This window comes from Bradyrhizobium sp. ERR14, assembly GCF_014198235.1.
In the GTDB taxonomy this organism is placed as follows: Bacteria; Pseudomonadota; Alphaproteobacteria; order Rhizobiales; family Xanthobacteraceae; genus Bradyrhizobium.
The window spans coordinates 1-26,001 of sequence record NZ_JACIHD010000030.1 but is presented as its reverse complement, the minus strand read 5'-3'; the positions used below and the strand labels follow the sequence as shown (position 1 = coordinate 26,001).

Here is a 26,001-nt window from a genome sequence, read left to right as displayed (position 1 = left end):
CGGCACACGCGATGCCTTCGGGAGGAATTCGATGGAAATCACCGCGCTCGGCTATATCGCAATCAATTCATCGCAGCTCGACCAGTGGGGCCGGATGGCGACGGGACTGCTCGGCATGCAGCGGGTCGATCGCGGCGGCAAGATGTGCGCGTTCCGCATGGACGATCGCAAGCAGCGGCTGATCGTGGACGGCAGCAGCGATGCCGGCCTTGCGGTGATGGGGTGGGAAGTTTCGTCCACGGCAGAGCTGGATCAATTGGCGGGACGGCTCGAAAGCCACGGCGTCAAGGTGACGCGCGGCTCGCGCGCGCTCGCTGACGAGCGGCATGTCGCCGAGCTGATTTCGTTCGCCGATCCCGCCGGCAACCGGCTGGAAGCTTTTTGCAAGCCGGAGCTTGCGTCCGAGCCCTTCAGGCCAGGCCGGCCGATCTCGGGCTTCCGTACCGGCGCGCTCGGCATGGGGCACGTCGTGCTCAATGTGGAGGATGTCGAGCCCCTGCTGCCGTTCTACCGCGACGTGCTCGGCTTCCACGTCTCGGATTTCGGACTGAAGCCGTACGGGCTGTACTTCTTCCATGTCAACGGTCGCCACCACAGCTTCGCGATGGTCGGCTCGGGGCGCAAGGCGATGCATCATTTCATGGTCGAGCTCGGCAGCCTCGACGATGTCGGACAAGGCTACGATCTCGCGCAGCTGGACGAAGGCCGCGTCGCCTACACGCTGGGCCGGCACACCAACGACCACATGACCTCGTTCTACGTGAACACCCCTTCCGGCTTCTTCATCGAATATGGCTGGGGCGCGCGCGTCATCGATCCCGAGACCTGGCAGCCGCATGAGACGTTCGACGGCCCGTCGCTGTGGGGCCACGAGCGCCTCCATATGCCGGAAGAACAGCGCAAGCGCCTGCGCGACATGCGGCTCGAAGCGGCGGCGCGCGGCGTGCGCGTCGCCGATCCCCGCGTGCCGCCGCTTAACTGCGCGTGGCTGGACCACGTGGTCGCGCGCGAATGATCCGTGGCCGCGCGGCGTAGCCTGAACGCTCAGGCTTCGCCGAGATCGGGCTCGGTCAGCAGTCCCTGGCGCAGCGCGAGGCGGACCAGCTCGATGTCGGAGCCGACGCCGAGCTTGTCCTTGATCAGGGAATGCAGATTCGCCACCGTCTTCGGGCTGACATGCAGCGTTTCGGCGATCTCCTCCGTCGTCCGCTCCGCGAGTAGCAACCGCATCACCTCGAACTCGCGGGCGGTGAGGACGTCGGCGGCCGAGCTTTCGCCGCCGAGCCGGCTCAGCGCCAACTCGTGGTCGATGTCGGGGCTGATGGCGATCTTGCCGGCGAGCACGTCCATCACGGCCCGCACCAGCGTTTCCGGCGGGCTGGTCTTGGTGACATAACCTCTAGCGCCGGCGCGGATCGCCTGCACGGCGAAGCCCGCATTCTGATGCATGGTGAAGATGAGGATCCTTGCGCCTTTGTCCCATTGCCTGATCCTCCTCACGGCCTCGATGCCGCCGATGCCGGGCATGCTCAGATCCATGATGACGAGGTCAGGCGCCTCGGATTTGTACAGCCGGTAGGCCTCCGCGCCGTCAGCAGCCTCGGCGATGACGCGCAGGCCCGGCTGCTTTTGGAGCACGGAGCGATAACCCTCGCGGACCACCGAATGGTCGTCGACCAGCAGGATCGAGGCATCGGCCGCGCTCATGCCGCATGCTCCAGCACCTGCCGATCGGCGGCGGTGAGCGGAATGACGACGCGCAGCGCCGAGCCGCCGTTGGCACCGACTTCGAAGCTCATCCGGCCGCGCAAGGCCGCAACGCGCTCGCGCATGCCAAGCAGGCCCATGCCGGATTTGACCGACGCATCGCTCGGCCGGCCATCGTCGTCGATAGCAAGCGCGATCTCGTCTGCCGCCATCGTCAAATGCAGGTCCACCTTGGTGGCGCCGGCGTGCTTGGCCGCGTTGGTGAGCGCCTCCTGCACGATGCGGTAGAGGTTGGCGCTGATCGCGGCGGGCAGGGTCTCGACCGCGCCGTCGAAATGGATCGAAAAGCGCGTCTCGCCGCGGCTGCGTCCGTTCCAGCCCGCGACGAGGCCTTCCAGGCTCGCAACCAGCCCGAGCTCCTCGACGTCGGGCGGGCGCAGCCGGAACAGCGCGCCGCGCAGCGTCTCCATCATGCTGGTCGCGGTCCGCGCGATGCCATCGCATTCGCCGAGCAAAGCGGGGCAGTCCTGCGCGGCGGTCTGGCGGGCGGAGGAGGCGAGGGCGCGGATCGCGGCCAGCGACTGGCCGAACTCGTCGTGCAGCTCGCGCGCCAGATGGCGGCGCTCGTCGTCCTGCAGCGCGATCAGCTTGCGCGTCAGCTCGCTGCGCTCGGCGAGCGCATTGTCGAGGCTTTCGGCGAGATGGTTGAAGCCGTCGCGGATCGCGGAGAGTTCGGCCAGATCGAACGGCGGCAGCCGCGCCGAGAGGTCGTTGGCGGCGATCCGCTCGAGGCCGGTGCGGATCAGGCGGGTCGGGCGCAGCGCGCGCGCCAGCGCGGCGTAGACCAGCAAGCACAGCAGCGGCAGCGCGATCGCAAACGCGATCATCAGGCGGCCGGCCTCGTGCCAGGCCTCCGCCGTCTGCACGGCCGGATCGACCGAGACCACCGTCTCGCCGAGCTTGGCGCCGCGCACGATCACGGGCCGCGCCGCTTCGCGGCCGGGGTCGAACAGGCTGCGATAGAAGGCCGCGAAGACCTGCGGCGACGGGCTCGCCGGGGCAGGCGCACCGCTGCAGAACCGCTGCAGCATCTCGCCGCTTGGGCCACGGAAAGCCAGACACAGGCCGGGCGTCATGACATAGGCCGCGACGGGATCAAGGTTGGGAAAGTCGCGCGGGCCGGCCACCCACTGGATCTTGCCCTGTTGCAGCTCCAGCGACTTCGCCACGATCGCGGCGATGCCGTCGATGCGCGCGTGCACCGCGCGGTCGGCCGCGATCAGGAAATAGGCGGAGATTGCGGCGAAGCAGGCGGCCGTTATGGCGGCCACGCGCAACGTCAGACGGACCTTGAGATCGAATCTCGGACGGTTCCACATCGGGCAGCACCTAGCGCGAACAGGCTTGTCGCCGCCGCATTAAACGGCAGAACGCCAGCCGCGCAAAGCGCCACGCGTTACCGCAGTGCAACGACGTGAAATTTTCCCGGCGCTCACCGGGACGGCCCCTGTTGCAGGGTGTCAGGCTGCCGCCGAGTTTGCCAACCGCTCCATCTGCGAGGCCACGCTCATGCACCTCTCCCGGTTGATCCTTCCTGCTTTTCTCCTTGCTGTCCTCATGGGTGTCCGGCCTGCCGGCGCGGGCACCGAGGCGGCGGCCGCAGCACCGGCCGGCGTGTCGATCGAGGATTTCCAGTACCTGGATACGTCCGGCGAGCCGGTCGACCAGACCGCCGCCCACGAGAAGCAGCTGGGCGCGTTCATGGCCGCGCTGCGGCGGGATGTCGGGGCCGACAAGCGCTACCAGCTTACGCCCGCCGGGCAAGCCGATGCAAAATTCAAGGTCGTCGGCGGCGTCCAGAAGACGAGCACGCTGGTGCAATGGGCGCGGGTCGCCGTGATCGATACCGCGGCCAAGAAGGTCCTGTTCGAGAAGCTCTACACATTCCGCGGCGACAACGACGAGGCCTGGGACCGTGCCGAGGCGTTCCTCGCCCGCGAGGTCATTGCGGCGCTCGGCACGCCCGCGCCGGTCGCGCTTGCGGTGTTCGATTTCGAGCTGGAGGACATGACGGCCGCATCGGGGGGCACCTCGGCCGCTTCGGACGCATCGTACCTCGCCGAGACCACCGGCGGCGTGCGTGACGTGCTCGGCCAGTCCGGCCGCTACCGCATCGTCGACGTCGGCAGCGCGAGCGGCGAGGCGGCGAAGGCGCGCGCGTTACGCGACTGCGGCGGCTGCGAGGCCGCGATTGCAAAAGAGCTCGGCGCGGATCAATCGCTGATCGGCGTGGTGCGGCGGGTCAGCCGCACCGAATACACCTTCGGCTTCCAGGTGCGCGACGCCCGCACCGGCGCGGTGCTGGCGCGTGGCGACAGCGGCCTGCGCCTCGGCGCGGATTATTCGTGGAAACGGGGCGCGGTGCGGCTGGTCGGCGACCGGCTGATCGAGAGCCAGCAGGCCGCCGGCGCAGCTAAAGAGCGATGAGACTCATCGCTCTTTAGATCTTTGTTTGAGCATGATCTTTTCGGAAAACCGCTGCACACTTTTCCGGATCATGCTCAGAAAGTAAGCTGCACCTTCATCGACTGCGAGCGGTCGCTGGCGAGCTCGAACGCGGCGACCGCGTTCTCGAACGGCATGGTGGCCGTGATCAACGGCTTCACGTCGATCAGGCCTTCGCCCATCAGGCGCACAGCGAGCTCGAATTCGGGATCGAAGCGGAAGGTGCCGCGGAGTTGCAATTCCTTGGCGACGATGGAATTGATCGGCAGCGTCATCTCGCCGCCGAGGCCGAGCTGCACCAGCGTCGCACCGGGACGGAGCACGTCGAGCGCGGTGCGCAGCGCCGCCTGATTGCCGGAGGCTTCGAACAGCGTGTCGAACACGCCCTTGCCGGCGCGCCAGGGATCGAGCGCGCTGGCATTGGCTGCGACATTGATGGCGTGCGTCGCGCCGAGTTTCCTGGCGACCGCGAGCGGCGCCTCGGCCACGTCGGTCACCACGATCTCGGCCGCGCCGCCGAAGCGCGACACCAGGATCATCAACGCGCCGATCGGGCCGCAACCCGTGATCAGCACGCGCTTGCCGAGCAGGGGGCCGGCCTGCTTGCCGGCATGCAGGCACACCGCGAGCGGCTCTGCGACCGCGGCTTCCGCCAGCGAGAGCTTGTCCGCGATCGGCACCGCCTGCGTGGCATCGACCGTGATGAACTCGCGGAAGCCGCCTTGCACATGAGGGAAGCGCATCGCACTGCCGAGGAAGCGCATGTCGAGGCACTGGTTGCGCATGCCTTCCTGGCAATGCAGGCACTGGCCGCACGGCCTGCTCGGATTGACCGCAACGCGCGTGCCCGGTTTCACGTCGGTGACGCCGTCACCGACGGCCGCGACCACGCCGGCGATCTCATGGCCTAGCGCCATCGGCTGCTGGATGCGCACCACGCCGAAGCCGCCGTGATGGTAGTAATGCAAATCGGAGCCGCAGATGCCGCCATTGGCGATCTTGACGCGGACTTCGCCCGGGCCGGGGGCCGGATCGGGATAATTGTCGATCCGGAGATCCTTCGGGGCGTGGATGACGACGGCGCGCATGGCTTGCTCCTGGTTCGCGGATCACATCGCGGCGATCATGCCGCCATCGACATAGATGATCTGGCCGTTGACATAGGTCGAGGCATCCGACGCCAGGAAGATCGCGGCACCGACCAGCTCGTCCGGCTTGCCCCAGCGCTTGGAGGGGATGCGGCCCATCAGCCAATTGTTGAAATCGGTGTTGTTGACCAGCGCCTCGTTCATGTCGGTCAGCATGTAGCCGGGGCCGATCGCGTTGGCCTGGATGCCGTGCTGGGCCCATTCCACCGCCATCGAGCGGGTGAGATTCTTGATGCCGCCCTTGGCCGCGGTGTAGGGCGCGATGGTGGGCCGGGCGAGCTCGCTGCCGAGCGAGCCGATATTGATGATCTTGCCGTGCTTGCGCGGGATCATGCGCTTGGCGGCCTCGCGGCCGATCACGAAGGCGCTGGTGAGGTTGGTCTCGATCACCTTGCGCCATTCGTCGGTGGTGAACTCCACCAGCGGCTTGCGGTGCTGGATGCCGGCATTGTTGACGACGATGTCGACCGCGATGTTCTTCTTGTCGAAGTCGTTGAACGCCGCGATGATTGCGGGCTCGTCGGTGACGTTGAAGGCTGCGCCTTCGGCCTGATGCCCGGCGGCGCGAAACTCGGCGACAGCCTGCTCGACTCGCTTGGGATCGACGCCGTTGACGATGATCTTCGCGCCGGCCTTGGCCATGCCTTCCGCGATGGCGCGGCCGAGGCCGCGGGAGGAGCCGGTCACGAGCGCCGTGCGCCCGGAGAGATCGAAAAGAGAGGTGCTCATGTCAGAAAGTCCTTAGACGTTGGAGCGGCGCACGGTGAGATCTGAGCGGTCGAATACGGCGGGCAGAAGGTCGACGCCGAGACCGGGCCCCTCCATCGGATAGACAAAACCGTCCTTGATCACGGGCATGGTGGTGACGAGCTCATTGTACCAGCCCTTGTAGAAGGCGCGCACCGATTCCTGGATCAGGGTGTTGGGCTGGCTGAACGACATGTGGATGGCGGCGATGAAGCCGATCGGGCCGATGCAATCGTGCGGCGCGAAGGGCCGGTGATAGGTCTCGGCCATCGCCGCGATCTTGCGGCCCTCGGTGAGGCCGCCGGTCCAGCACAGATCCGCCATCACCACGTGCATGGCGTCGCGGTCGAGCATGTCCTTGTAGGGGAAGCGCGAGCCAAGCGTCTCGCTGGCGCAGACCCAGACGTCGGTCGAGCGGGCATATTCGGCCAGCGCCTGCGGCGAGTTCATCCGGATCGGGTCTTCGTACCAGGTCGGCTTGTAAGGCTCGAGCGCACGGGCGATCTGCTTGGCGGTCGGCAGGTTCCACAGCGAGTGGAGCTCGACCATGATCTCCATCTTGTCGCCGACCGCTTTGCGGATCTTCTCGAACGGCTCGATCGCCTGCTTCATCTGCGCGGCGGTGATGTAAAGGCCCTTGTTCTCCTGCGCCGCCGGATCGAATGGCCAGATCTTCATCGCGGAGATGCCGCTTTCCAGCAGGCTCTCGGCCAGTGCATCGGCGTGATTCATGAAGCCATCAAGGTCTTCATAGGGGCCCTTGGACGCCCCGAGATTCCAGTTCGCGACCGGGCTGATATTGGTCGAGCGGACATATTGCGTGCCAGCGCAGGTGTTGTAGATGCGCTGCTTGTCGCGGCAGAGGCCGCCGAGCATCTGGTGCACCGGCTGATTGCAAACCTTGCCGAACAGGTCCCACAGCGCGATGTCGATCGCGGACGCCGCGCGGTATTCGACGCCGGTGGAGGACTGCGCCATCGGCAGGTTCAGCATGTCGCGGTGGATGGCTTCGATGTGCAGGGGATTGCGGCCGAGCAGGCGGCCGGCAAAAGTGTCGTGGATCTGCGCCTCGACCGCGCCCGCGCCGTAGAAGGTCTCGCCGAGCCCGATCACGCCGGTGTCGGTGTGGATTCGCACCCAGATGACGTTGGAGAATTCCTCGGTGCGCAGGGTCTCGATCGAAGTGATCTTCACTGCAACAGTCCTCCCATGATAAGGCGCCTCGCGCCCGTCTTGTTGTTCGTGTCTATGCCGGTCAAAAGCGGCGATCCCGGCAGGCAGTCATACGCCCGCTTGTAATATATCACAACATGTTTTAAGGATATCACAAATAAGCCACCGCTCGGCAGCGCGAGCAGGGTGGCAGGGAGGACGACATGGCACGGCGCAAGCGCGCGCTCGAAGTGGTGAGAAGCGACGATGACGGCGAGGGCAGGCCCTCCCGGCGCAATCGTCTCAACTTCTTCGAGCTGGCCTATCAGAGGATCGAGGAGCTCCTCGTTCATTGCGAGCTCAAGCCCGGTCAGTTCATGACCATGCTGGAATTGCAGCAGATCACCGGCTTCGGGCGCACGCCGGTGCACCACGCCGTCAATCGTCTCTCCGCCGATACGCTCATCATCATCCGTCCGCGCCACGGCCTGCACATAGCCCCGATCGACCTTGCGCGCGAACGCATGCTGCTGGCCTTGCGCCGCGACATGGAGCGGTTCGTGATCCGCCTTGCGGCCGATCGCGCCAGCCTCTCGCATCGCAATCAGGCGCTGCATATCGAACGTCTCCTGCGCGAGCGCCGCGCCAGCCTGACCCTCGACGAATTCAACAGCATCGACCGCCGCATCGACGCGCTGGTGCTGGAAGCCGCCGGCGAGCCGTTCCTGGTGCACACGCTGCGGCCGCTGCACACGCTGTACCGGCGCATCGGCTACATCCACCACCGCTTCATGCCGGGGCAGGCCGATCTGTCGGGCACGATCGATTGTCATCTCGCCATTCTCGCCGCGGTGGCCAGCCGCCGCGTCGATGACGCTGTGAAGGCGAGCGATGCGCTGATCGACTACATGGGCGAGATATTCACCGGCATGGAAGCGGGGATCGATCCGCGCCTGCTCGATTGCAGCATCGAGCCGCTGCTCGGCACGTAGCGAGTTTTGAAAAGAGGACCAAGCATGACAACGATGGCGATGCCACAACCGACCGCGAGCGAAGCCGCGGTCCGCTACCTCATCACGAACTACAGTCCCAAGGGCAACAAGGTCGGCTGGCTGATGATGGCCTCGATCCTGGTCGAAGCCTGGGACCTCTATTCGATCGCCTTCGTGCTGATCTTCATCAAGGAGCAGTACAATCCCACGGCGCTGATGCTGGGCCTTGCCGCGGCGGGCACGCAGGGCGGCGCCCTGATCGGTGCGCTGCTGGGCGGCTGGCTGTCCGACAAGATCGGCCGCCGCGTCATGTTCCTGGTGACGATGGTGATGTTCATCGTGCTGGCGCTGGCGCAGGCCTTCGTGCCTGACGTCACCTGGCTCATCGTGATCCGCTTCCTGCTCGGCATCCCGCTCGGCTCGGACATCTCGACTGGCTACACCTACATCATGGAATCCATGGCCAAGGGCGAGCGCGAGGTCATGGGCAATCGCTGGCAATTCATGTTCGCGGTCGGCGAGGTCCTGACCATCGGCGTCATCGTGATCTTCCTCTTGATCGACATGCAGCACGAGATGCTGTGGCGGGTCACGCTCGGCCTCGGCGCGGTGCCGGCGCTGATCATCCTTCTGATGCGCCACGACGTGCCGGAGACGGCGGTGTGGCTGGTGCAGAAGGGACGTTACCGCGAGGCCAAGCAGGTCGCGCGCGAGATGTTCAACGACAATCTCGACATGCTGCCGAATCATGACGTGGTGGTTCCCAAAACCAGCACCCGTGCGTTCCTCGCCGACCTCAAGAAGGACCCGATTCGCTGGCGCGCCACGCTGTATGGCTGGATCGCCTGTTTCACCCAGGCGAGCGAGTTCTCCACCTTCGCGTTCTATTTGCCGGTGCTGTTCGTGATGGTCGGCGTGTCGAGCGTGCTCGGCATCAACCTGGTGACGATGGCGCTGTTCTCCTTCGCCGCTTTGTCGGGCTGGGTCGGGCCGCTGCTGACGCCGAAGATCGGCCACCGCGGCATCGCGATCGCCGGCTTCTCGATCGTGTTCGCCTCGCTATTGGTCGCGGCCTTCGCGCTCTACACCGATAACAAGATCCTGCTGCCGTTCGCAGCCGCCGCGATGCTGTGGGGCCATTACTGGGACGCGTCGAACTGCATGACGATCCCGACCATGGTCGCCAAGCCGAAATATCGCGGTACCGCCAGCGGCTTCGCCTACATGTTCGTGAAGCTGCCGTCGTTCCTGGCGATTTTCCTGTTCCCGACGGTGTTCGCCGCGATCGGGCAGGCGAATGCCACGCTGATGGTCGCGATCTTCCCGCTGATCGGATTGCTCGCCGCGATCTTCATCCTGCCGGAAGTCTACGGCTACGAGAACGACTGACGATGCGCTTCCCGGTCGCGGCGTCGTCGCCGCGATCGGGACTGAATTCGGAACGCTGGGGCCGGCGACTACGGGCTCAGGAAGACCGGATCGATTCCGATCCCATGGCCGAGCAGGCCGAGCGCCTGAAGCTGGGCGGAGTGGAGGTCGACCTCCACGATGACGAACAGTGTGAACAACGCCACTGCGGAGAAGACCAGCAGGGGATGGGCCGTCTCGACACCGCCCTCGCTCGCTGCGGTGAGGCTCCGGATCGCGCGACGCAGAAAGGAGCTCTGCGGCAACGCTTTCGATTGGATCTGCATGATGAACCTTCCTTGCCGCGTCATATCCGTCTGATTGGCACGACAATGGAATTCTAGCCGCAGCGTCGCCGCCGGCATTGACGCACCGCAAATAGCTTCCACTGAATTTCGAGGGCCGAGGCCTGCGTTACCTGATTGCCGCCGCCAGTGCCGCGATCAAGGCGGGCGGCGTCACCAGCAGGCCGAGCTTGAGGAACGGCCAGGCGCCGACCTCGATCTTCTCCCGCCGGAGCGCGACCAGCCAGAGGATGGTGGCGAGCGAGCCGGTCACCGACAAATTGGGGCCGAGGTCGACGCCGATCAGGATGGCGCTGACGACCGGGGCGGGCAGATGATCGCTGGCCGCGACCGAGCCAGCGACGAGGCCCACGGGCAAATTGTTGGCGATGTTGGTCGCGATTGCGGTCGCGATGCCGACGCTCCAGGCGGCTTGCGGGACGGATTGCGCGACTGCTTCATGCAGCAGCGCGCTGAGTCGTCCGATCACGCCGGTCTTCACCAGCGCCTCCACCATGACGAAGAGCCCGCCGACGAGCGGCAGCACGCTCCAGGACACGCCGCGCAGCACGGGCAATGGCGATTGCCGGCTGAGCAGCAGCACGATCGCGGCGGTCACGCCGCCGCAGATGAAGGTCGGCAGGCCCAGTTGCTTGTCCAGCGCCGACGCCGTGACCAGCACGGTGCCGATCGCGACGATGCCGATCGCTGTCAGCTTGCCGCCGCGGCCGAGCTTGGGATGCGGCACGCGGCTCGCAATCGTCTCCTCCTTCAGGGCCCGGTGCTGGGTCAGGCGCAGCACGACGTAGGTCAGCAGGATGGAGGCCACTGATGGCAGGGCGAACATACGCAGCCATTCCGTCAGGTGCGGCATACGCGCACCGAACACGACGAGATTGGCGGGGTTGGAGATCGGTAGCACGAAGCTCGCGGCATTCGCGATGAAGGCGCAGACGAAGAGATAGGGCAGTGGCTTGGCGCCGGCTGCGCGCGTCGCGGCATAGACGGCGGGCGTCAACACGATCGCGGTGGCATCGTTGGAGAGCAGCACCGTGACGAGCGTGCCGACGAGATAGATCAGCAGGAACAGCCGTTGCGGCGAGCCGGCCGCGTATTCGACCGCGAGCGCGGCGAGATAGTCGAACAGGCCCTCGAGGCGCGCGAGCTCGGCGATCAGCATCATGCCGATCAGGAAGAGGTAGACGTCGAGGCCTTTTTCGATGCCGGCAAGCGCGTCTTGCCACGGCAGCAAGCCTGATAGCACCAGGGCGCTCGCGCCGATCACCGCCCAGACCGCCTCGGGCAGGCGAAAGGGGCGGATGATGACGCCTGCTGTCGCGACGACGATGATGCTCCAGGCCCAGATGGCGTCAGACGGCACGGTCGGCAAGTTGATCTCCGGAAAACCGCTCCTGACTACCGTGCCCCGGATCGATCCGCCAGCCTCAAATCTCGGCTCGCGTCACCGCGCCACCGATAGCTTCTCCGTGATCGCCTTGCGCAGGATGCGTGACAGCGATTCCACCGAATAAGGCTTCTGGATCAATTCGAAACCGCGATGGGCGTTTTCGGCGAGCACGTTGCTGTAGCCGGAGGTGAGCACCACGGGCAGGCCCGGATAGCGCTCGCGGATGATGCCGGCGAGCTCGACGCCGTTCATGCCGGGCATGATGACGTCGGAGAACACGAGGTCGACGGCAAATTCGTTCTCGCCGAGGATCGCCAGCGCGGCGTTGGCGTTGGCGACGCGGCGAACGACGTAGCCGAGATCTTCCAGAAGCTCGGTGGAGAAGCGGCCGACCTCGTCGTCGTCCTCGACCACGAGCACGCGATAGCCGCGCCCGGTGGCCGCGGCCTCATGGGTCAGTGCCGCGGCCTCCTTGTCGGTCGCGGGGCTTTGTGCCTGCGGCAGATAGATGGTGAAGGTCGCGCCTTTGCCCTGGGTGCTCGTCACCGCGACGTCGCCCTCGGACTGCTTGGCGAAACCAAAAGCCTGGCTGAGGCCGAGGCCGGTGCCCTTGCCGACCTCCTTGGTGGTGAAAAACGGCTCGAAGATCGAGTCGAGATGTTCCGGCGCGATGCCGCTGCCGGTGTCGGTGACGGAGATCGCGACGTAGTCGCCGCCGCGCGCCGATTGCGCCCGCAGGCTGGGAATCCCGGAGACCTTGCGCACGGCGATGATCAGGCGGCCTTCGCCGTTCATGGCATCTCGGGCGTTGATGGCGAGGTTGATCAGCGCGGCCTCGAACTGGGCGATGTCGGCGACGGTGAAGCAGTCGGCATCGTGAATCTCCACCGCGATGTCGATACGGCCGCCGACCAGCGGCCTGACCAGCTGCGCCACGCCCTCGACCTGGCTGCCGACGTTGAAGATCTGCGGCTTCAGCGGCTGCCGGCGCGCGAACGCCAGAAGCTGGGCGGTCAGTTTGGAGGCGCGCTCGACGGTCTCGGAGATGGCATCGACATAGCGGCGGCGGCGCTCCTCCGGCAGCTCGCGGCGGCGCAGGAAATCGGTAGCCGAGCGGATGATGGTGAGGAGATTGTTGAAGTCGTGGGCGACACCGCCGGTGAGCTGGCCGATCGCCTCCATCTTCTGCGACTGCCGCAGCGCTTCCTCGCCGCGCCGGCTTTCGGTAATGTCGACGGCTTCAGGGACGGCGCCGGTAATGTTGCCGTGACGGTCCAGCACGGGGCGCATGCCGAAGTCGAAATCGCGCTCGCCGATGGGAAGGCGCAGCCGCATCTCCAGCCGCACGGCTTCGCCCTTGAGCACGGTGTGGAAGGCTTCGCGCACCAGCGCGCTCATGCCCTCCGTCGCGCTGAACCAGGGCGTCTCCCACAACGGCTTTCCGATCACATCCGACGAGCTCGCCCCGATGCCGTCGAGGGCGGTGTTGTTGGCGTAAAGCAGCTCGCCCCTGAGATTGACCAGGCCTTGATACTGGTTGCTGGTCTCCAGGATCGCGCGCAGTCGCGCCTCGTTGGATTCGAGCTGGGCGGTGCGCTCGGCGATGCGCTCTTCCAGCGTCTCGTTGAGCCGCCTGAGCTCGATCTCGGCCTGCTTGGCGACGGTGATATCGTGGGCGACGCCGATGAAGCCGATATGCTTGCCGGTCGGGTCCCAGCGCGGCTGCGATTCCGAGCGTAGCCAGCGCCATTCGCCGCCGGCATTCTTGTAGCGCGCTTCCAGCACGAAGGGCTTGAGTGACGCTTCACCCTGGACCGATTGCTGCAGCACGTGCGGCAGGTCGTCGGGGTGCAGCACCTTGCGCCAGTCGAAGTCGATGGCCTGATCGTAGGGCAGGCCGACGAAATCGACATAGGCCTGGTTGGCGAAGGAGCGCTTGCGATCGAGCTTGGTCACCCAGATCGGCACCGGCGCGCTGTCGGCGATCAGCCGGAAGCGCTCCTCGCTCTCGCGCAGCGTCTCGCGCGCGAGCGCGTGGTCGGTCATGTCGATATGGGCGCCGACGAGGCGGATGGCGCGGCCGTCCTTGTCGCGCTCGATCTTGGCGACGACCCGGATCCAGCGGGTCTCGCCGTCGTTGGGGCGGACGATGCGGTACTCGGCGCTGTAGTCTTCGCTCGTACCGGCGAGTGCCTCGATGAAGTGCTTGACGGTGGCGTCGCGGTCGTCGGGATGGATGCGATTGACCCAATCCTCGTGCGATTCCTCCGCAGCCTCCGGCGGCAGGCCGTGGATCATCAGGTATTCGGGCGAGCGGCGGTTCTTGAAGCCTTCGCGAAAATCGACCTCGACGCCGCCGACCTTGCCGATGCGCTGGATGCGCGCCAGCTCGGCCTCGCGCTCCTGGAGCGCGCGATAGGCGTTGTCGCGCTCGCGCGCGACGTCTTCGAGGTGTTGGCGCAGCCTTTCGGCGGCGATGGTCTCGGGCAAGGGATCGTTCAAGGCATCGGCCGTTGTCATGCGGGAGCGCACGTGCCGGACCGATATTCACACAGACGGAGCGTGATGGCCATTGTTTAGAGGGATTGGGCTTGGAAAGGCGCCATGAAACGGACGGCGGTGAAACGCTGGGTCTGGCAATTTGTTCCGGAGACTGGAACGATCGGCCGGCGGAGGCGTCTTCGCGAGGCGTCACGAACGTCTTTGATAAGGCTCTCTTTCCGAAGAGGATAAATCTTGAAGCTCTTTGTCTGCCAGGCCTGCGGCAACATTCTCTATTTCGAGAACCGTGCCTGCGAACGCTGCGGCCATCGGGTCGCCTTCCTGCCGGAGAAGGAGACAATGTCGGCGATCGAGCCCGACGGAGAGGCTTGGCGAATCTTGGCCGACAAGGGCGAAAGCCGGATGCTGTGCCGGAATGCCGAGTACGATGCCTGCAACTGGCTGACGGATACGGGCGAGAGCAACGGCTATTGCCGCGCATGCCGCCACAACGGCATCGTGCCGGATTTGTCCGACCCCGCCCAGCTTGCCGGCTGGCGCGAGCTGGAGGTGGCGAAACACCGTCTGTTCTATTCCCTGATCCGCTGGAAGCTGCCGCTCCAGGCCCGGCAAGACGATCCCGAGCATGGTCTGATCTTCAATTTCCTTGCCGACGATCCGAACAGCGCAGAGAAGGTCATGACCGGCCACGACAACGGCCTGATCACGATCGCGCTCACCGAGACCGACGACATCGAGCGCGAGCGGCGCAGGCTCGAGATGGGCGAACCCTATCGGACGCTGCTCGGGCATTTCCGGCATGAGGTCGGGCACTATTTCTGGGATGTGCTGGTGCAGGGCGGCGGCCAGCTCGAGGAATGCCGCGCGGTATTCGGTGACGATTCCGCCGATTACGGCCAGGCCCTGCAGCGTCACTATGCCGAAGGCGCGCCGCCGGATTGGCAGCAGAACTATGTCTCGGCCTATGCCACGATGCACCCCTGGGAAGATTTCGCCGAGACCTGGGCGCATTATCTTCACATCGTCGACACCCTGGAGATGGCCGCCGAGTTCGGCATGGAGGTGCGTCCCAAGGTCGACCGCGACGGGGAGTTGACGGCGCGCATCCGTTTCAACCCCTATGAGGCCAGGGACGTCGAGGCGCTGGTCAACGCATGGCTGCCCTTCACCTTCGCCATGAACAGCGTCAACCGCGCCATGGGCCTGCGCGACCTCTATCCCTTCATCCTGTCGCCCGCCGTGGTCGGCAAGCTGGGCTTCGTTCATGGCCTGGTCCGGGACGTCGCCAAGTCTGGGAAGGCGCAGGGCGCCGCAGGGCGTCCCTAGGGCTCGCCGAGCCCGTTTCGGTCTTGCGCTGGTACGCCAGATGGCCCGGATTTAGACCGTTGCCTCCGGCCCATTTTGATGTACCACGGGAGCCACACGGCCCGTCCCATAGGCCCCAACGGCCAGGGAAGGGTCCCGCCCAAGGTCGAGACTCAAGAAAAGCATGTTCAAACGCATTCTGATCGCCAATCGCGGCGAAATCGCCTGCCGGGTCATCAAGACTGCCCGCAAGATGGGAATCGAGACGGTCGCCGTCTATTCCGAAGCCGACCGCGACGCCCTTCATGTCGAGATGGCGGACGAGGCCGTGCTGATCGGTCCGCCGGCGGCAGCCGAGAGCTATCTGGTGATCGAGAAGATCGTGGAGGCCTGCCGCAAGACGGGCGCGCAAGCCGTGCATCCCGGTTACGGCTTCCTGTCCGAGCGTGAGGCGTTTCCGCGCGCGCTGGAAGCCGCCGGCATCGTCTTCATCGGCCCGAACCCGGGCGCGATCGCGGCGATGGGCGACAAGATCGAGTCGAAGAAGGCGGCGGCCAAGGCTAAGGTCTCGACCGTGCCGGGCCATCTCGGCGTCATCGAGGACGACAAGCACGCGGTCCGCATCGCCGACGAGATCGGCTACCCCGTGATGATCAAGGCCTCCGCCGGCGGCGGCGGCAAGGGCATGCGCATCGCCCATTCCAAGGCCGAGGTCGCCGAGGGCTTCAATCTCGCCAAGGCCGAGGCCAAGGCCTCGTTCGGTGATGATCGTGTCTTCGTCGAAAAGTTCATCGTCGATCCCCGCCACATCGAGATCCAGGTGCTGGGCGACAAGCACGGCAACGTCATCTATCTCGGCGAGCGCGAGTGCTCGATCCAGCGCCGCAACCAGAAGGTCATCGAGGAGGCGCCGTCGCCGCTGCTCGACGAGGCCACCCGCCGCAAGATGGGCGAGCAGGCCGTCGCGCTGGCCAAGGCGGTGAATTACGACTCCGCCGGCACCGTCGAGTTCGTCGCGGGGCAGGACAAGAGCTTCTACTTCCTGGAGATGAACACGCGCCTCCAGGTCGAGCATCCCGTCACCGAGCTCGTCACCGGCATCGACCTCGTCGAGCAGATGATCCGCGTTGCCGCCGGCGAGAAGCTCGCCATCGCGCAGAAGGACGTCACGCTGACGGGCTGGGCGGTGGAATCGCGCCTCTACGCCGAAGACCCGTTCCGCAACTTCCTGCCCTCGATCGGGCGGCTCGTGAAGTATCGTCCGCCGGCGGAAGTGAGCCACGACGGCATCACCATCCGCAACGACACCGGCGTGCAGGAGGGCGGCGAGATCTCGATCCATTACGATCCGATGATCGCAAAACTCGTCACGCATGCGCCCTCGCGCGCGGCCGCGATCGAGGCGCAGGCGACCGCGCTGGATTCGTTCTATGTCGACGGCATCAGGCACAACATCCCGTTCCTGTCGGCGCTGATGCATCATCCGCGCTGGCGCGAGGGACGGCTCTCGACCGGCTTCATCGCCGAGGAATTTCCCAAGGGCTTTGCCGTGCGCGTGCCGGAAGGCGAGGTCGCCCGGCGCATCGCCGCGGTCGGCACCGCCATTGATCACGTGCTCGGCGAACGCAAGCGGCAGATCTCCGGTCAGTTGGGCGGCCGCGTCGTGCAGCGCGAGCGCCGTCGCGCGGTCTGGCTCGACCGCCAGGAGATCCAGCTCGAGGTCGCGCGCGAAGGTGATGCGATCGCGATCCGCTTCGTCGATGCCGAGGGCAAGGCCGGCAATGCGCATCTGTTGCAATCGCCGTGGAAGCCGGGCGATCCAGTCTGGCAGGGCACCATCGACGGCCACTTCGTCGCGGTGCAGGCGCGGCCGATTCCGAACGGCATTCGCCTCGCGCATCAGGGCGTCGAGGTCCCCGTGTATGTCTGGACCGAAGCGGAAGCGACCTCGGCGCGGCTGATGCCGGTGACGACGGCCTCCGACACCGGCAAGAAGCTGCTGTGCCCGATGCCCGGGCTCGTGGTCTCGATCGCGGTGACCGAAGGGCAGGAGGTCAAGGCCGGCGAGACGCTCGCGGTGGTCGAAGCCATGAAGATGCAGAATGTGCTGCGCGCCGAGCAGGACGGCACCGTGAAGAAGGTTCACGCCAGCGCGGGCGCGACGCTCGCGGTGGACGCGCTGATTCTGGAGTTTGCGTAAGGCGCTCCGGAGCACGACAGTCGACCCTCACCCTGAGGAGCCGCGCTTGCGCGGCGTCTCGAAGGGCGAGGCCACAGCCGGGCCTGCATCCTTCGAGACGCGCGCAAGAGCGCGCTCCTCAGGATGAGGATTTTGGAGTGAGGCACCATGGCCTTTCGTTCCCGCCGCGAGAAACTGCGCCTCATCCTGTCGGGCTCGGCCTGCATCCATCCAGGCTCGGTCTATGACGCGATCTCGATCCGCATCGCCGAAGACCTCGGCTTTCCGCTCGGCATGTTCGGCGGCTCGGTCGCATCGCTCGCGGTGCTCGGCGACCCCGACGTCACGCTGATCACGCTCACCGAGCTTGCCGAGCAGATGCGGCGGATGTCGCGCGCCGCAGTGCTGCCGGTGCTGGTCGATGCCGATCACGGCTACGGCAATGCGCTCAATGTTCGTCGCACGGTGCAGGAGCTGGAGGCGGCCGGCGCCGCCGGCCTTACCATCGAGGACACGCTGCTGCCGGCCGCCTTCGGTGAGGCGAGGACGCAGCTGATCTCGCTCGAGGAAGGCGTCGGCAAGATGAAGGCCGCGCTCGATGGCCGCAGCGATGCCTCGCTGGTCATCATGGGCCGCACGGGAGCTGCCTCGATCACCTCGATCGAGGACGCGATCCGCCGCGCGCAGGCGTATGAGGCGACCGGGGTCGATGCGCTGTTCTTTACCGGCATCAAGTCGCGCGCGGAGCTCGAGGCCGTCGCGGCCGCCACGCGCCTGCCGATCGTGCTCGGTGGTGCGCCGGAGGAGCTGAGCGCGCTCGACTATCTCGCCGGCCAGCGCGTGCGTATCGCGCTTCAGGGCCACGCGCCGATCGCCGCTGCGACGCAAGCCGTGTATGAAACGCAGAAAGCGCTGCGCGAGGGCACGGCGCCGAAGGCGCTGAGAGGTCTGGCATCATCGGACCTGACCAGCCGCGTCATGCGCGAGGCCGACGTCAAGGCGCGTATCGCCGACTTTCTCGGGCTGAAAAAATGAGCCGGGCGATCCTTCAGGTGATGATCCGCGGCCGCGTCCAGGGCGTCGGCTACCGGGCCTGGGTCGAGTACCAGGCGACTGCGAGCGGCCTCGAAGGTTGGGTCCGCAACCGCCGCGACGGCTGTGTCGAAGCGCTGTTCGCGGGCGCGCCAAAGCACGTCGCCGACATGGTCGCGCTATGCCGCCATGGCCCCCCGTCCTCGCGCGTCGACAGCGTGACGAGTGAGACGGCCAGCGCGGATGAGCTGAACCTGCGCAGGGCAGGGGAAGCGTTCTCGGTGTTGCCGACAGTGTAGGGCGGTTCTCGCCGCGCAGATGATGCGCTCCCTCGCCCCGTTCTTACGGGGAGAGGTGAAGACGAAGCCTCACCTTGGCAGCTTGGCGATTGCTTCGCTCAGCTCGTGGATTTCGTAGGGCTTGCGCAGGATCGGGAAATCGCCGCGCACGCCGGCGGCGACGTCGCTGTAGCCGGTGGCGAGCAGGATCGGCAGGCCAGGGCGGATCTGACGGAGGCGATGGGCGAGGCTGAGCCCGTCCATCTTGCCGGGCATGACGATGTCCGAGAACACGAAGTCGACGCCGTTTTTCTCGATCTCGCGCAAGGCGGCTTCGGCGTCGGCGACCCGGCGGACATGGTAGCCCAGCTGCTCCAGGAGACCGATGCTGACCAGCGCAACGTCGGGATTGTCCTCGACCAGCAGCACCGTGCCGCTGCCTTGGAAGGATGGTCCCCCAGCCGTCTCTCGCGACGGCGTGTCTTCTCCGCGCGGCAACAGGATGGTGAACGTCGTGCCCTTGCCGAGCTCGCTTGCGACCTTCACCGTGCCGCCGGCCTGATGGGCGAAGCCGTGCACCTGGGACAGGCCAAGGCCGGTGCCCTTTCCGATCGGCTTGGTGGTGAAGAACGGCTCGAAGATCTTGTCGAGAACGTCGGAGGGAATGCCGAGCCCGGTATCGGTGACGTCGATTGCGACGAAGTCGCCGGCGAGGGGCACCTCGTCCAGCACGACATTGTGCGCGCCGATCGTCACCGTGCCGCCGTCGGGCATCGCGTCGCGGGCATTGATGACAAGGTTGAGCATCGCGGTCTCGAGCTCGGAGGCGTCGGTCTTGACCGGCCAGACATCGTGGCCGATGTCGAAGGCCAGGCGTACGGAACTGCCGACGCCGGCATCGAGCACCTCGCGGATCTCCGCGATGCGTTCGGCGAAATCGATCGCCTGCGGATTGACGCTCTGCCGCCGCGCGAAGGTGAGGAGCTGGTTGGTCAGCGCCGCGCCGCGCTTGGTGGCGGTCTCGATCGCCGAGATCGCGCGCTGAACCTTGGCCGCGTCGTCGGGACCCCGCTTCAGCATGTGCAGGCTGCCGCTGATGATCATCAGGAGGTTGTTGAAGTCGTGCGCGACCCCGCCGGTGAGCTGTCCCAGCGCATCGAACTTTTGGGACTCGGCGAGCTGCTTCTGCATCGCCTCGAGCTTGAGCTGCGTATTGCGTCGTTCTGTGATGTCGCGTGTGATCTTGGCGAAGCCGACCAGCTCGCCGTCCTCGTAGATCGGGTCGATCACGACGCTTGCCCAGAAGAAGGTGCCGTCCTTGCGGACGCGCCAGCCTTCCTCCTCATAGCGGCCCTTTTCCCGCGCGATGCCGAGCGCGCGGGCCGGCTTGCCGTTGGCACGGTCGGTCTCGGTGTAAAAGCGGGAGAAATGCTGGCCGAGGATCTCCCCGGGCGAATAGCCCTTGATGCGCTCGCCGCCGATATTCCAGCTGGTGATGATCCCCCTGGGGTCGAGCATGTAGAGCGCGTAGTCCGCAACTCCCTCAACCAACAGCCGGAAACTGCGCTCGCTCTCGAACAAGTCTCGCTGTTGACTGAACTTTCCGATCATTCCGGGACCCTGCCTCGACGGGAGCAAACGCCACAGAAAGCGGATGGTTCCCTGAAGTTGGGACATTTTTAGGCAGATGTCCCGCACCCGTATACGGGACGAAGCCCGCTTGACAAGGGGACGTTGTCGTCAGATATTTCTGTAATGACAGAAATAACCGGAAAGAAGAAACTCCCAACCGCCGTCGAGCGCTTCATCCTGCATTGGGGCGACATGGGGGACGAGTGGGGCGTCAATCGCTCGGTCAGCCAGATTCACGGGCTGCTCTATCTCGCCGAGGCGCCGATGACCGCTGAGGACATCGCCGACACGCTTGGCATGGCCCGCTCGAACGTCTCCAACTCGCTCAGGGAGCTGCTCGCCTGGAACCTGATCCGGCGGGTGCCGATCCTCGGTGACCGCCGCGACCATTACGAGGCCGAGACCGACATCTGGGAGGTCGCCGCCAGAATAGCGGCGCGGCGCAAGGAGCGGGAGCTCGATCCGGCGATCACGGCGCTCAGGGCCTGCGTGTCCGATGCCGCCGGCGATCCGACCATCAACCCGGTCGCAGCCAAGCGGCTGAAGGAGATGCTCACCTTCACCGAGCTCGCCGATCACTGGTTCATGCAGATGCTGAAGGTGCCGCGGCCGCGGCTGGTCGCCTTGATGCGGCTTGGCGAGAAGATCGTCAGCCTGCTGCCGCTGGGCAAGGCCAAATAGCGCTGAGGAGGGTGCGATGACGTCGGCTCGATTATCAGGCTCCAACGCATCGACCTCCGCTCACACCAAACTGCTCGACGACCGCCGTTTCCGCGCGCTGCTGTCGGACGAGGATTGGGGCCGCCTGCCGCTCGCGACCTGGCGGCGTTTCTCCAAACGCGTCGCGGACGGCGAGAGCGTCGTCTATGTCGGCGTGGTCGACGAGGTCTCCTTCAGCGAGATCGGCTGGTGGTTCGCCCAAGCTGCGCGCCTGATTGGTGGCCCGCTGCCGACCGGCCGCGACACCGGTGTGCCGATGATCGTCACGGTCACCGAGGATGCGGCAACGGGCGGCCAGACCTGGACTCGCATCTGCGCGCGCAAGCGCGGCTTTCCGCACGTGATCCATTCCGCCAAGCGTTTTGCCGGTCCGACCGGGCTCGAGGAATATGTCGGCTTCGGCGTCTCGATGGCGCTCCGCACCGCGGTCGAGGACCAGACGCTGACCTTCCGCAGCGCCGGTTATGGGCTCCAGCTCGGACGCCTGTGGATCCCCTTGCCGCGCTGGCTCACGCCGGGCGATCTCACGGTGACGCACCGCGACCTCGGCGACGGCGCATTCCGCTTCACCCTCGATGTCATTCATCCACGTTACGGCGCGCTGATCCACCAGTCCGCCACCTTCAGGGAGGCCGTATCATGACGCCGCTGTTGTGGACGCTCATCGCCATCCAGATCGTGATGGGCGTGTTCGACACCTTCTATCACCACGAATTTACCGAGCGCCTGGCCTGGCGGGTGTCGCAGCGCTTCGAACTCAAGCTGCATGGCATCCGCAACATGCTCTATGCGCTCTTATTCCTGCTGCTCGGCTGGCTCGAGGTCTATGGCGTGCTCGCAATGCTGGTCGTCGCGATCCTGGTCGCCGAGATCGTCATCACGCTGATGGATTTCGTCGAGGAGGATCTGAGCCGGAAACTGCCGCCGAGCGAGCGCATCAACCACACGCTGCTCGCGATCAATTACGGCGCCATTCTGGTGCTGCTGCTGCCCGTGCTGATCGACTGGGCAATGCAGCCCTTTGGCGTGATCGTCGTCTATCAGGGTCTGCTCAGCATCGCCGCGACCGCCTGCGCGGTAGGCGCCGCGCTCTGCGGCCTCAGGGATTTTGCAGCGATGCGCCGGCTCGGCCGCATGCGCAGCGTTCCCGCCGAGGGGCTCGTCGAGAAGCTCCCCGGCCGCAAGACCGTGCTGATCACGGGCGCCACCGGCTTCATCGGCAGCCGTCTCGCGGCGAGCTTTGGCGGGGCAGGGCACCACGTCATCGCGCTGATCCGGAACCCCGCCAAGGCGGAGATGTTGCCGCCGCCGGTCACGCTGATCACCAGCCTCGATCAGCTCGCTTCGGACACGCCGATCGACGCCATCGTGAATCTCGCCGGCGAGCCGATCGGCAACGGCTTGTGGACCGAGGCGAAGCGGGCGAAGATTCTTGGCTCACGCGTCGACATGACCGGTGAGGTCGTCAAACTGATCGCACGGCTCGATCGCAAGCCCGAGGTGCTGGTCAGCGGCTCCGCGATCGGCTGGTACGGATTGTGGGCCGACCAGGTACTGACGGAGTCCGCCAAGTCGCACGCCTGTTTCAGCCACGAGCTCTGCGCGGCGTGGGAGACAGCGGCGCGGCCGGCGGAGGAGCTTGGTGTCCGCGTCGTCTGCTTGCGCATCGGCCTCGTGCTGGGCACCGAAGGCGGCTTCGTCACGCGCATGCTGACGCCGTTCGAGTTCGGCCTCGGTGGTCCCATCGGCACCGGGCGGCAGTGGATGTCCTGGATCGAGCGCGACGATCTGATCCGGCTGATCGCCTATGTGATGGCAACGCCCGATCTGTCGGGCCCCGTCAACGCCACCGCGCCGATCCCCGTCACCAACGCAAAGTTCACCGAGGAGCTCGGCCGCCGCCTGCATCGGCCCGCGATCTTCCGCATTCCCGGCGGCCTGTTGCGCCGGATCGGCGGCGGCTTCGCCGACGAGCTGCTGCTTGGCGGTCAGCGCGTGCTGCCGAACAAGGCGCTGAGCCGCGGCTTTGTGTTCCGGCACGAGACGCTGCGTAGCGCGTTCGAGGCGATCCTGTGAGGCATCAGGTCGTGGCCGCACTCCGGAACGTCGCCGCCACCGCGCGTAGCGCCGCGAGCTTGGCGGGATCGCTGACCTTCGAATGCAGCATCACCTTCGAGCTGCCGAGTTTTGGCAGCTTGTGCGCGGGCCCGATGTCGACCAGCCCGGGAGGCGCGATCCGCCGCGCCAGCGGCGCAATCGCAAGCCCGGCCAATGCAGCTGCGACCACCGCGGTGACGCCGCCGCCGACAAAGCGCTCGCGCCAGGCGAGGCCGGCCTTGTCGAGCGCGCGCACGGCGATGGCGCGGACGCCGCAGGGCGGGGCGAGGGTCGCAAGCGGCAGCGCTTCGCCCTTCGGCAGGGTGAAGCGTCGTGCGGCGAACCAGCCGAACCCGTCCTCCGTCAGCTTCTCGCCGCCGCGGCGGCTGCCTTCCTGGCGCACGATCACAGCATCCAGTTCGCCGGCGTCATAGGCATCCTGCATCTCGCGCGAGAAGCCGATGGTGACGGCGAGGGTGAGATTTGACGACATCGCGTGCAGGCGTTCCAGCAGCGGCACCAGTTCGGGGCCTGCCGCGTGATCGGAGATGCCGAGCGAGAGCGATTGCGCAGCCGGGGCCTCGCCGGACAGCGCGCGGTCATGCGCCGCCATCAGCGCGCGGGCGCGATCGAGGAAGCTGGCGCCTTCGGCCGTAAGCCGGACCGCGCGCGGCGAGCGCTCGACGAGGCGTTTTCCCAGCAATGTTTCCAGCCGCTGCAGTTTGAGACTGACCGCCGCCTGCGTCGTGCCGAGCGCCTCCGCGGCGCGGGTGAAGCTCTGGAGGTCGGCGACCAGCAGGAAGGCTTTGATCGTGGCGATGTCGAGGGTGGCTGTCATTATGGATCGTTATCACTGGTATCAATAGAGATAAGATATCAAAATGACGAGGGAAGGTCTAGCTTCTCACCAACGCCGCGCAAATCCCGCGCTGCATCTTGAGGAGAGCCACCATGCCGCTGATCACCGTGTCCTACACCTCGTCCCGCCAGTCGCCCTCGCTGAGGGCCGAGATCGCCAACGCAGTGTCCGAGCTCACCGCAAAGATCCTGCACAAGGATCCCAAGGTGACTGCCATCATCGTGAAGTCGGTCGAGGCCAGCGACTGGTTCGCCGGCGGCAAGTCGCTCGCCGAGCAGAAGCTTGCCAGCTACTGGATCGACATCCACGTCACCGAAGGCACCAACACCAAGGACGAAAAGGCGGCCTATCTCGCCGCCATGTTCAAGCGCATGGCCGAGATTCTGGGGCCGCTGCATCCCGAGACCTATCTGCATGTCGACGAAGTCAAGGGCGATGCCTACGGTTTCGGCGGCCTCACCCAGGAGCGCCGCTACATCGCCGGCAAGCTCGACGTGTCGCTGCAGGCCGCGGGTGAGCCATCTCACCCGCGGCCTGATCGTCAGCTTGCTGCCCGGAACTGAACTTCGGAATTGTTCAGGAAGCAATGCTAGGCGGCCGCTTCCGGCACCAACGCTTTGGTCGGCCCGAACAGCTCCTCGAACGCCTGCCGAAGCGCGATGTCGACCTCAGCCATGGTCACGAGCTGGCCGAGATCGACCAGAGAGGTGACGCCGTAGCGGGGATCGACCACGCCGCACGGTACGATGCCGGCGAAATGCGACAGGTCCGGCTCGATATTGATGGCGATGCCGTGGAACGAGACCCAGCGCTTCAGCCGTACGCCGATCGCCGCGATCTTGTCCTCGTAACCTTCGCCCTTGTCGGGCCGCCTGACCCAGACGCCGACCCGGTCCTCGCGCCGCTCGCCGCGGACATTGAAGGCGGCGAGCGTGCGCAGAATCAGCTCCTCCAGGCTCGCGACATAGGCCCGGACGTCCGGCCGACGGCGCTTGAGGTCAAGCATGACATAGGCAACCCGCTGGCCCGGCCCGTGATAGGTGAGCTGCCCGCCGCGCCCGGTGGCGAAGATCGGGAATCGGGGATCGCGCAGGTCGCTATCCTTGCCCGAGGTGCCGGAGGTGTAGAGCGGGGGGTGTTCGAGCAGCCAGACCAGCTCCGGGGCCTCGCCCGCGGCAATGGCGGCGACCCGGGCTTCCATGGCGGCTACCGCCTCCGGATAGGGCACCGGCGCGTCCGAGATTCGCCACTCCACGGGCTGGCCCCGGGACGCCGAAAACGACGTCAAATCCAGCTCTTGGCGCGGGTTTTGGGGCAAATTAACCATTGGCTAACCATAACGTGGTGATCATTGCAGGCGCAAATGCCAAGGCCTTGTTCTAAGTCCTTGGTCCTTAGTCCCTGGTTGCGGCGGTCCTGACAGTGCCCACTCTCGATAAAGTCACCGTGGATCTCATGGTCGTCCTCGGGACGACCACGATGCCGATCCATCAAGTATTACGTCTTTCCCGCGGCGCCATCATCGAGCTGGACGCAACCGAGGCCGATGAGGTCAAGGTTTTGGCCAATAATCTGCCGGTCGCCTCCGGCGTCGTGCTGGTCGACCGCAACCGGATCGCGGTCGAGGTCAAGCAGATGCTGCCGCGCACGCCGGGCACGCGGTAGCGGCCCGGGGACCCGATAGGGCCCGGTGCACGCGGTCGCGGCCCGGGCATGCGGTAGGGCACTGGACCTGCGGTAAGGGCCGATTCGGGGGAAGGCCAGGAACTTTCCTGCAAAGCTGTGGAATTCAGGGCCTTTGCAGGCTTGTACCCCTCTGATGGATTTGTTAGATCGGCGCCGTTGATCCGGCCGGCCTTCAAGCCTCAAGCCGGCATCCCCAAAGCGCTCGTGGCGGAACTGGTAGACGCGCTGCCTTGAGGTGGCAGTGAGTAAAATCGTGGGGGTTCGAGTCCCTCCGAGCGCACCAATAAAGTCTCTCCCTTAAATCGCTACCCAATTGAAAACGCAGCGAAATCCTCGCCGCGCTTTTCCGGCGCTTTTCGTT

At 65.9% G+C, this 26,001-nt stretch carries 24 protein-coding genes and 1 tRNA gene; 14 read left to right on the top strand and 11 right to left on the bottom strand.

The genetic code is table 11. From position 1 onward, the window contains the following. The first annotated feature begins 31 nt into the window (after positions 1–31). Entirely contained in the window at positions 32–1,015 is a 984-nt protein-coding gene (locus GGD62_RS37605; protein ID WP_183713682.1) for a VOC family protein, read from the top strand. A gap of 29 nt (positions 1,016–1,044) precedes the next feature. On the opposite strand, the gene GGD62_RS37600 is transcribed toward GGD62_RS37605, so the two are convergent. Together GGD62_RS37600 and GGD62_RS37595 are read right to left on the bottom strand one after the other, a co-directional pair. Continuing rightward, positions 1,045–1,707, bottom strand: coding sequence for a response regulator transcription factor (locus GGD62_RS37600; RefSeq protein ID WP_028140919.1), 663 nt, complete (start codon positions 1,705–1,707; stop codon positions 1,045–1,047). Next, on the bottom strand, positions 1,704–3,086 hold the full coding sequence (locus GGD62_RS37595; RefSeq protein WP_183713680.1) for a sensor histidine kinase: 1,383 nt from the start codon (positions 3,084–3,086) through the stop codon (positions 1,704–1,706). The genes GGD62_RS37600 and GGD62_RS37595 overlap by 4 nt, the downstream gene beginning before the upstream one ends. 190 nt (positions 3,087–3,276) lie before the next feature. Here GGD62_RS37595 and GGD62_RS37590 point away from each other — a divergent pair, with 190 nt between their 5' ends. Beyond that, positions 3,277–4,194 (top strand): DUF3280 domain-containing protein, encoded by a 918-nt coding sequence (locus tag GGD62_RS37590; protein WP_183713677.1) that lies wholly within the window; start codon positions 3,277–3,279, stop codon positions 4,192–4,194. Between the two features lie 74 nt (positions 4,195–4,268). On the opposite strand, the gene GGD62_RS37585 is transcribed toward GGD62_RS37590, so the two are convergent. The 3 genes from GGD62_RS37585 to GGD62_RS37575 are packed head-to-tail and all read right to left on the bottom strand — an operon-like array spanning position 4,269 to position 7,301. Further along, a complete protein-coding gene (locus GGD62_RS37585; protein WP_179738502.1) occupies positions 4,269–5,300 on the bottom strand; it encodes an L-idonate 5-dehydrogenase in 1,032 nt (343 codons plus the stop codon). Positions 5,301–5,321: 21 nt separating this feature from the next. Beyond that, positions 5,322–6,089, bottom strand: coding sequence for an SDR family oxidoreductase (locus GGD62_RS37580; protein ID WP_183713674.1), 768 nt, complete (start codon positions 6,087–6,089; stop codon positions 5,322–5,324). Between the two features lie 12 nt (positions 6,090–6,101). Next, positions 6,102–7,301, bottom strand: a complete 1,200-nt coding sequence (locus tag GGD62_RS37575; RefSeq protein WP_018320648.1) for a mandelate racemase/muconate lactonizing enzyme family protein — start codon at positions 7,299–7,301, stop codon at positions 6,102–6,104. A 182-nt stretch (positions 7,302–7,483) separates the two neighbouring features. Here GGD62_RS37575 and GGD62_RS37570 point away from each other — a divergent pair, with 182 nt between their 5' ends. Beyond that, entirely contained in the window at positions 7,484–8,251 is a 768-nt protein-coding gene (locus tag GGD62_RS37570) for a GntR family transcriptional regulator (protein WP_018320647.1), read from the top strand. Between the two features lie 24 nt (positions 8,252–8,275). Further along, on the top strand, positions 8,276–9,640 hold the full coding sequence (locus GGD62_RS37565) for an MFS transporter (RefSeq protein ID WP_018320646.1): 1,365 nt from the start codon (positions 8,276–8,278) through the stop codon (positions 9,638–9,640). A 68-nt stretch (positions 9,641–9,708) separates the two neighbouring features. On the opposite strand, the gene GGD62_RS37560 is transcribed toward GGD62_RS37565, so the two are convergent. From GGD62_RS37560 to GGD62_RS37550, 3 genes are all read right to left on the bottom strand, one after another. After that, positions 9,709–9,945, bottom strand: a complete 237-nt coding sequence (locus GGD62_RS37560; protein ID WP_183713671.1) for a hypothetical protein — start codon at positions 9,943–9,945, stop codon at positions 9,709–9,711. A 127-nt stretch (positions 9,946–10,072) separates the two neighbouring features. Then, the gene (locus GGD62_RS37555; RefSeq protein WP_183713747.1) at positions 10,073–11,323 is read right to left on the bottom strand and encodes an arsenic transporter; all 1,251 of its coding nucleotides are present in this window, start codon (positions 11,321–11,323) and stop codon (positions 10,073–10,075) included. Between the two features lie 81 nt (positions 11,324–11,404). Then, the gene (locus GGD62_RS37550; protein ID WP_183713668.1) at positions 11,405–13,882 is read right to left on the bottom strand and encodes a PAS domain-containing sensor histidine kinase; all 2,478 of its coding nucleotides are present in this window, start codon (positions 13,880–13,882) and stop codon (positions 11,405–11,407) included. Positions 13,883–14,086: 204 nt separating this feature from the next. Between GGD62_RS37550 and GGD62_RS37545 the strand changes: the two genes are divergently transcribed. The 4 genes from GGD62_RS37545 (at position 14,087) to GGD62_RS37530 (ending at position 18,667) form a co-directional block, all read left to right on the top strand. Then, positions 14,087–15,178 carry a putative zinc-binding metallopeptidase gene (locus tag GGD62_RS37545; protein WP_183713665.1) on the top strand — a complete coding sequence of 364 codons (1,092 nt, stop codon included), beginning with the start codon at positions 14,087–14,089 and terminating at the stop codon, positions 15,176–15,178. Positions 15,179–15,341: 163 nt separating this feature from the next. Further along, entirely contained in the window at positions 15,342–17,357 is a 2,016-nt protein-coding gene (locus tag GGD62_RS37540; protein ID WP_018320641.1) for an acetyl/propionyl/methylcrotonyl-CoA carboxylase subunit alpha, read from the top strand. Positions 17,358–17,504: 147 nt separating this feature from the next. Continuing rightward, positions 17,505–18,371 carry an oxaloacetate decarboxylase gene (locus GGD62_RS37535; protein WP_183713663.1) on the top strand — a complete coding sequence of 289 codons (867 nt, stop codon included), beginning with the start codon at positions 17,505–17,507 and terminating at the stop codon, positions 18,369–18,371. Continuing rightward, positions 18,368–18,667: an acylphosphatase gene (locus GGD62_RS37530; RefSeq protein WP_018320639.1), complete on the top strand. Its 300-nt coding sequence runs from the start codon at positions 18,368–18,370 to the stop codon at positions 18,665–18,667. Before GGD62_RS37535 ends, GGD62_RS37530 begins: the two co-directional genes overlap by 4 nt. Before the next feature lie 69 nt (positions 18,668–18,736). Here GGD62_RS37530 and GGD62_RS37525 read toward each other — a convergent pair whose 3' ends face one another. Continuing rightward, positions 18,737–20,257 carry a PAS domain-containing sensor histidine kinase gene (locus GGD62_RS37525; RefSeq protein WP_018320638.1) on the bottom strand — a complete coding sequence of 507 codons (1,521 nt, stop codon included), beginning with the start codon at positions 20,255–20,257 and terminating at the stop codon, positions 18,737–18,739. Between the two features lie 144 nt (positions 20,258–20,401). On the opposite strand from GGD62_RS37525, the gene GGD62_RS37520 reads away from it, so the two are divergent. From GGD62_RS37520 to GGD62_RS37510, 3 genes are read left to right on the top strand one after another with little or no spacing between them, the layout of a single operon-like run. Further along, positions 20,402–20,959 carry a GbsR/MarR family transcriptional regulator gene (locus GGD62_RS37520; RefSeq protein WP_183713660.1) on the top strand — a complete coding sequence of 186 codons (558 nt, stop codon included), beginning with the start codon at positions 20,402–20,404 and terminating at the stop codon, positions 20,957–20,959. Between the two features lie 16 nt (positions 20,960–20,975). Beyond that, a complete protein-coding gene (locus tag GGD62_RS37515; RefSeq protein WP_183713657.1) occupies positions 20,976–21,641 on the top strand; it encodes a DUF4166 domain-containing protein in 666 nt (221 codons plus the stop codon). After that, positions 21,638–23,074 (top strand): TIGR01777 family oxidoreductase, encoded by a 1,437-nt coding sequence (locus tag GGD62_RS37510; protein WP_183713654.1) that lies wholly within the window; start codon positions 21,638–21,640, stop codon positions 23,072–23,074. Before GGD62_RS37515 ends, GGD62_RS37510 begins: the two co-directional genes overlap by 4 nt. Before the next feature lie 4 nt (positions 23,075–23,078). On the opposite strand, the gene GGD62_RS37505 is transcribed toward GGD62_RS37510, so the two are convergent. Then, the gene (locus GGD62_RS37505; protein WP_183713652.1) at positions 23,079–23,933 is read right to left on the bottom strand and encodes a LysR family transcriptional regulator; all 855 of its coding nucleotides are present in this window, start codon (positions 23,931–23,933) and stop codon (positions 23,079–23,081) included. A gap of 113 nt (positions 23,934–24,046) precedes the next feature. On the opposite strand from GGD62_RS37505, the gene GGD62_RS37500 reads away from it, so the two are divergent. Further along, complete coding sequence (locus GGD62_RS37500; RefSeq protein ID WP_183713649.1) at positions 24,047–24,517, top strand: 4-oxalocrotonate tautomerase family protein; 471 nt, start codon at positions 24,047–24,049, stop codon at positions 24,515–24,517. A gap of 26 nt (positions 24,518–24,543) precedes the next feature. On the opposite strand, the gene lipB is transcribed toward GGD62_RS37500, so the two are convergent. Further along, a complete protein-coding gene (gene lipB, locus GGD62_RS37495) occupies positions 24,544–25,281 on the bottom strand; it encodes a lipoyl(octanoyl) transferase LipB (RefSeq protein ID WP_183713647.1) in 738 nt (245 codons plus the stop codon). Positions 25,282–25,376: 95 nt separating this feature from the next. On the opposite strand from lipB, the gene GGD62_RS37490 reads away from it, so the two are divergent. Together GGD62_RS37490 and GGD62_RS37485 are read left to right on the top strand one after the other, a co-directional pair. After that, positions 25,377–25,619 (top strand): FliM/FliN family flagellar motor switch protein, encoded by a 243-nt coding sequence (locus GGD62_RS37490; protein WP_011088012.1) that lies wholly within the window; start codon positions 25,377–25,379, stop codon positions 25,617–25,619. A 219-nt stretch (positions 25,620–25,838) separates the two neighbouring features. Further along, positions 25,839–25,923 (top strand) — tRNA-Leu (locus GGD62_RS37485). Positions 25,924–26,001: the final 78 nt, after the last annotated feature.

Bases quoted from the DNA above. Each gene is read 5' to 3' on its own strand.
- GGD62_RS37605 (WP_183713682.1), top strand. From the start codon at position 32: ATGGAAATCACCGCGCTCGGCTATATCGCAATCAATTCATCGCAGCTC.
- GGD62_RS37600 (WP_028140919.1), bottom strand. From the start codon at position 1,707: ATGAGCGCGGCCGATGCCTCGATCCTGCTGGTCGACGACCATTCGGTG.
- GGD62_RS37595 (WP_183713680.1), bottom strand. From the start codon at position 3,086: ATGTGGAACCGTCCGAGATTCGATCTCAAGGTCCGTCTGACGTTGCGC.
- GGD62_RS37590 (WP_183713677.1), top strand. From the start codon at position 3,277: ATGCACCTCTCCCGGTTGATCCTTCCTGCTTTTCTCCTTGCTGTCCTC.
- GGD62_RS37585 (WP_179738502.1), bottom strand. From the start codon at position 5,300: ATGCGCGCCGTCGTCATCCACGCCCCGAAGGATCTCCGGATCGACAAT.
- GGD62_RS37580 (WP_183713674.1), bottom strand. From the start codon at position 6,089: ATGAGCACCTCTCTTTTCGATCTCTCCGGGCGCACGGCGCTCGTGACC.
- GGD62_RS37570 (WP_018320647.1), top strand. From the start codon at position 7,484: ATGGCACGGCGCAAGCGCGCGCTCGAAGTGGTGAGAAGCGACGATGAC.
- GGD62_RS37565 (WP_018320646.1), top strand. From the start codon at position 8,276: ATGACAACGATGGCGATGCCACAACCGACCGCGAGCGAAGCCGCGGTC.
- GGD62_RS37560 (WP_183713671.1), bottom strand. From the start codon at position 9,945: ATGCAGATCCAATCGAAAGCGTTGCCGCAGAGCTCCTTTCTGCGTCGC.
- GGD62_RS37540 (WP_018320641.1), top strand. From the start codon at position 15,342: ATGTTCAAACGCATTCTGATCGCCAATCGCGGCGAAATCGCCTGCCGG.
- GGD62_RS37535 (WP_183713663.1), top strand. From the start codon at position 17,505: ATGGCCTTTCGTTCCCGCCGCGAGAAACTGCGCCTCATCCTGTCGGGC.
- GGD62_RS37530 (WP_018320639.1), top strand. From the start codon at position 18,368: ATGAGCCGGGCGATCCTTCAGGTGATGATCCGCGGCCGCGTCCAGGGC.
- GGD62_RS37525 (WP_018320638.1), bottom strand. From the start codon at position 20,257: ATGATCGGAAAGTTCAGTCAACAGCGAGACTTGTTCGAGAGCGAGCGC.
- GGD62_RS37520 (WP_183713660.1), top strand. From the start codon at position 20,402: ATGACAGAAATAACCGGAAAGAAGAAACTCCCAACCGCCGTCGAGCGC.
- GGD62_RS37515 (WP_183713657.1), top strand. From the start codon at position 20,976: ATGACGTCGGCTCGATTATCAGGCTCCAACGCATCGACCTCCGCTCAC.
- GGD62_RS37510 (WP_183713654.1), top strand. From the start codon at position 21,638: ATGACGCCGCTGTTGTGGACGCTCATCGCCATCCAGATCGTGATGGGC.
- GGD62_RS37505 (WP_183713652.1), bottom strand. From the start codon at position 23,933: ATGACAGCCACCCTCGACATCGCCACGATCAAAGCCTTCCTGCTGGTC.
- GGD62_RS37500 (WP_183713649.1), top strand. From the start codon at position 24,047: ATGCCGCTGATCACCGTGTCCTACACCTCGTCCCGCCAGTCGCCCTCG.
- lipB (WP_183713647.1), bottom strand. From the start codon at position 25,281: ATGGTTAATTTGCCCCAAAACCCGCGCCAAGAGCTGGATTTGACGTCG.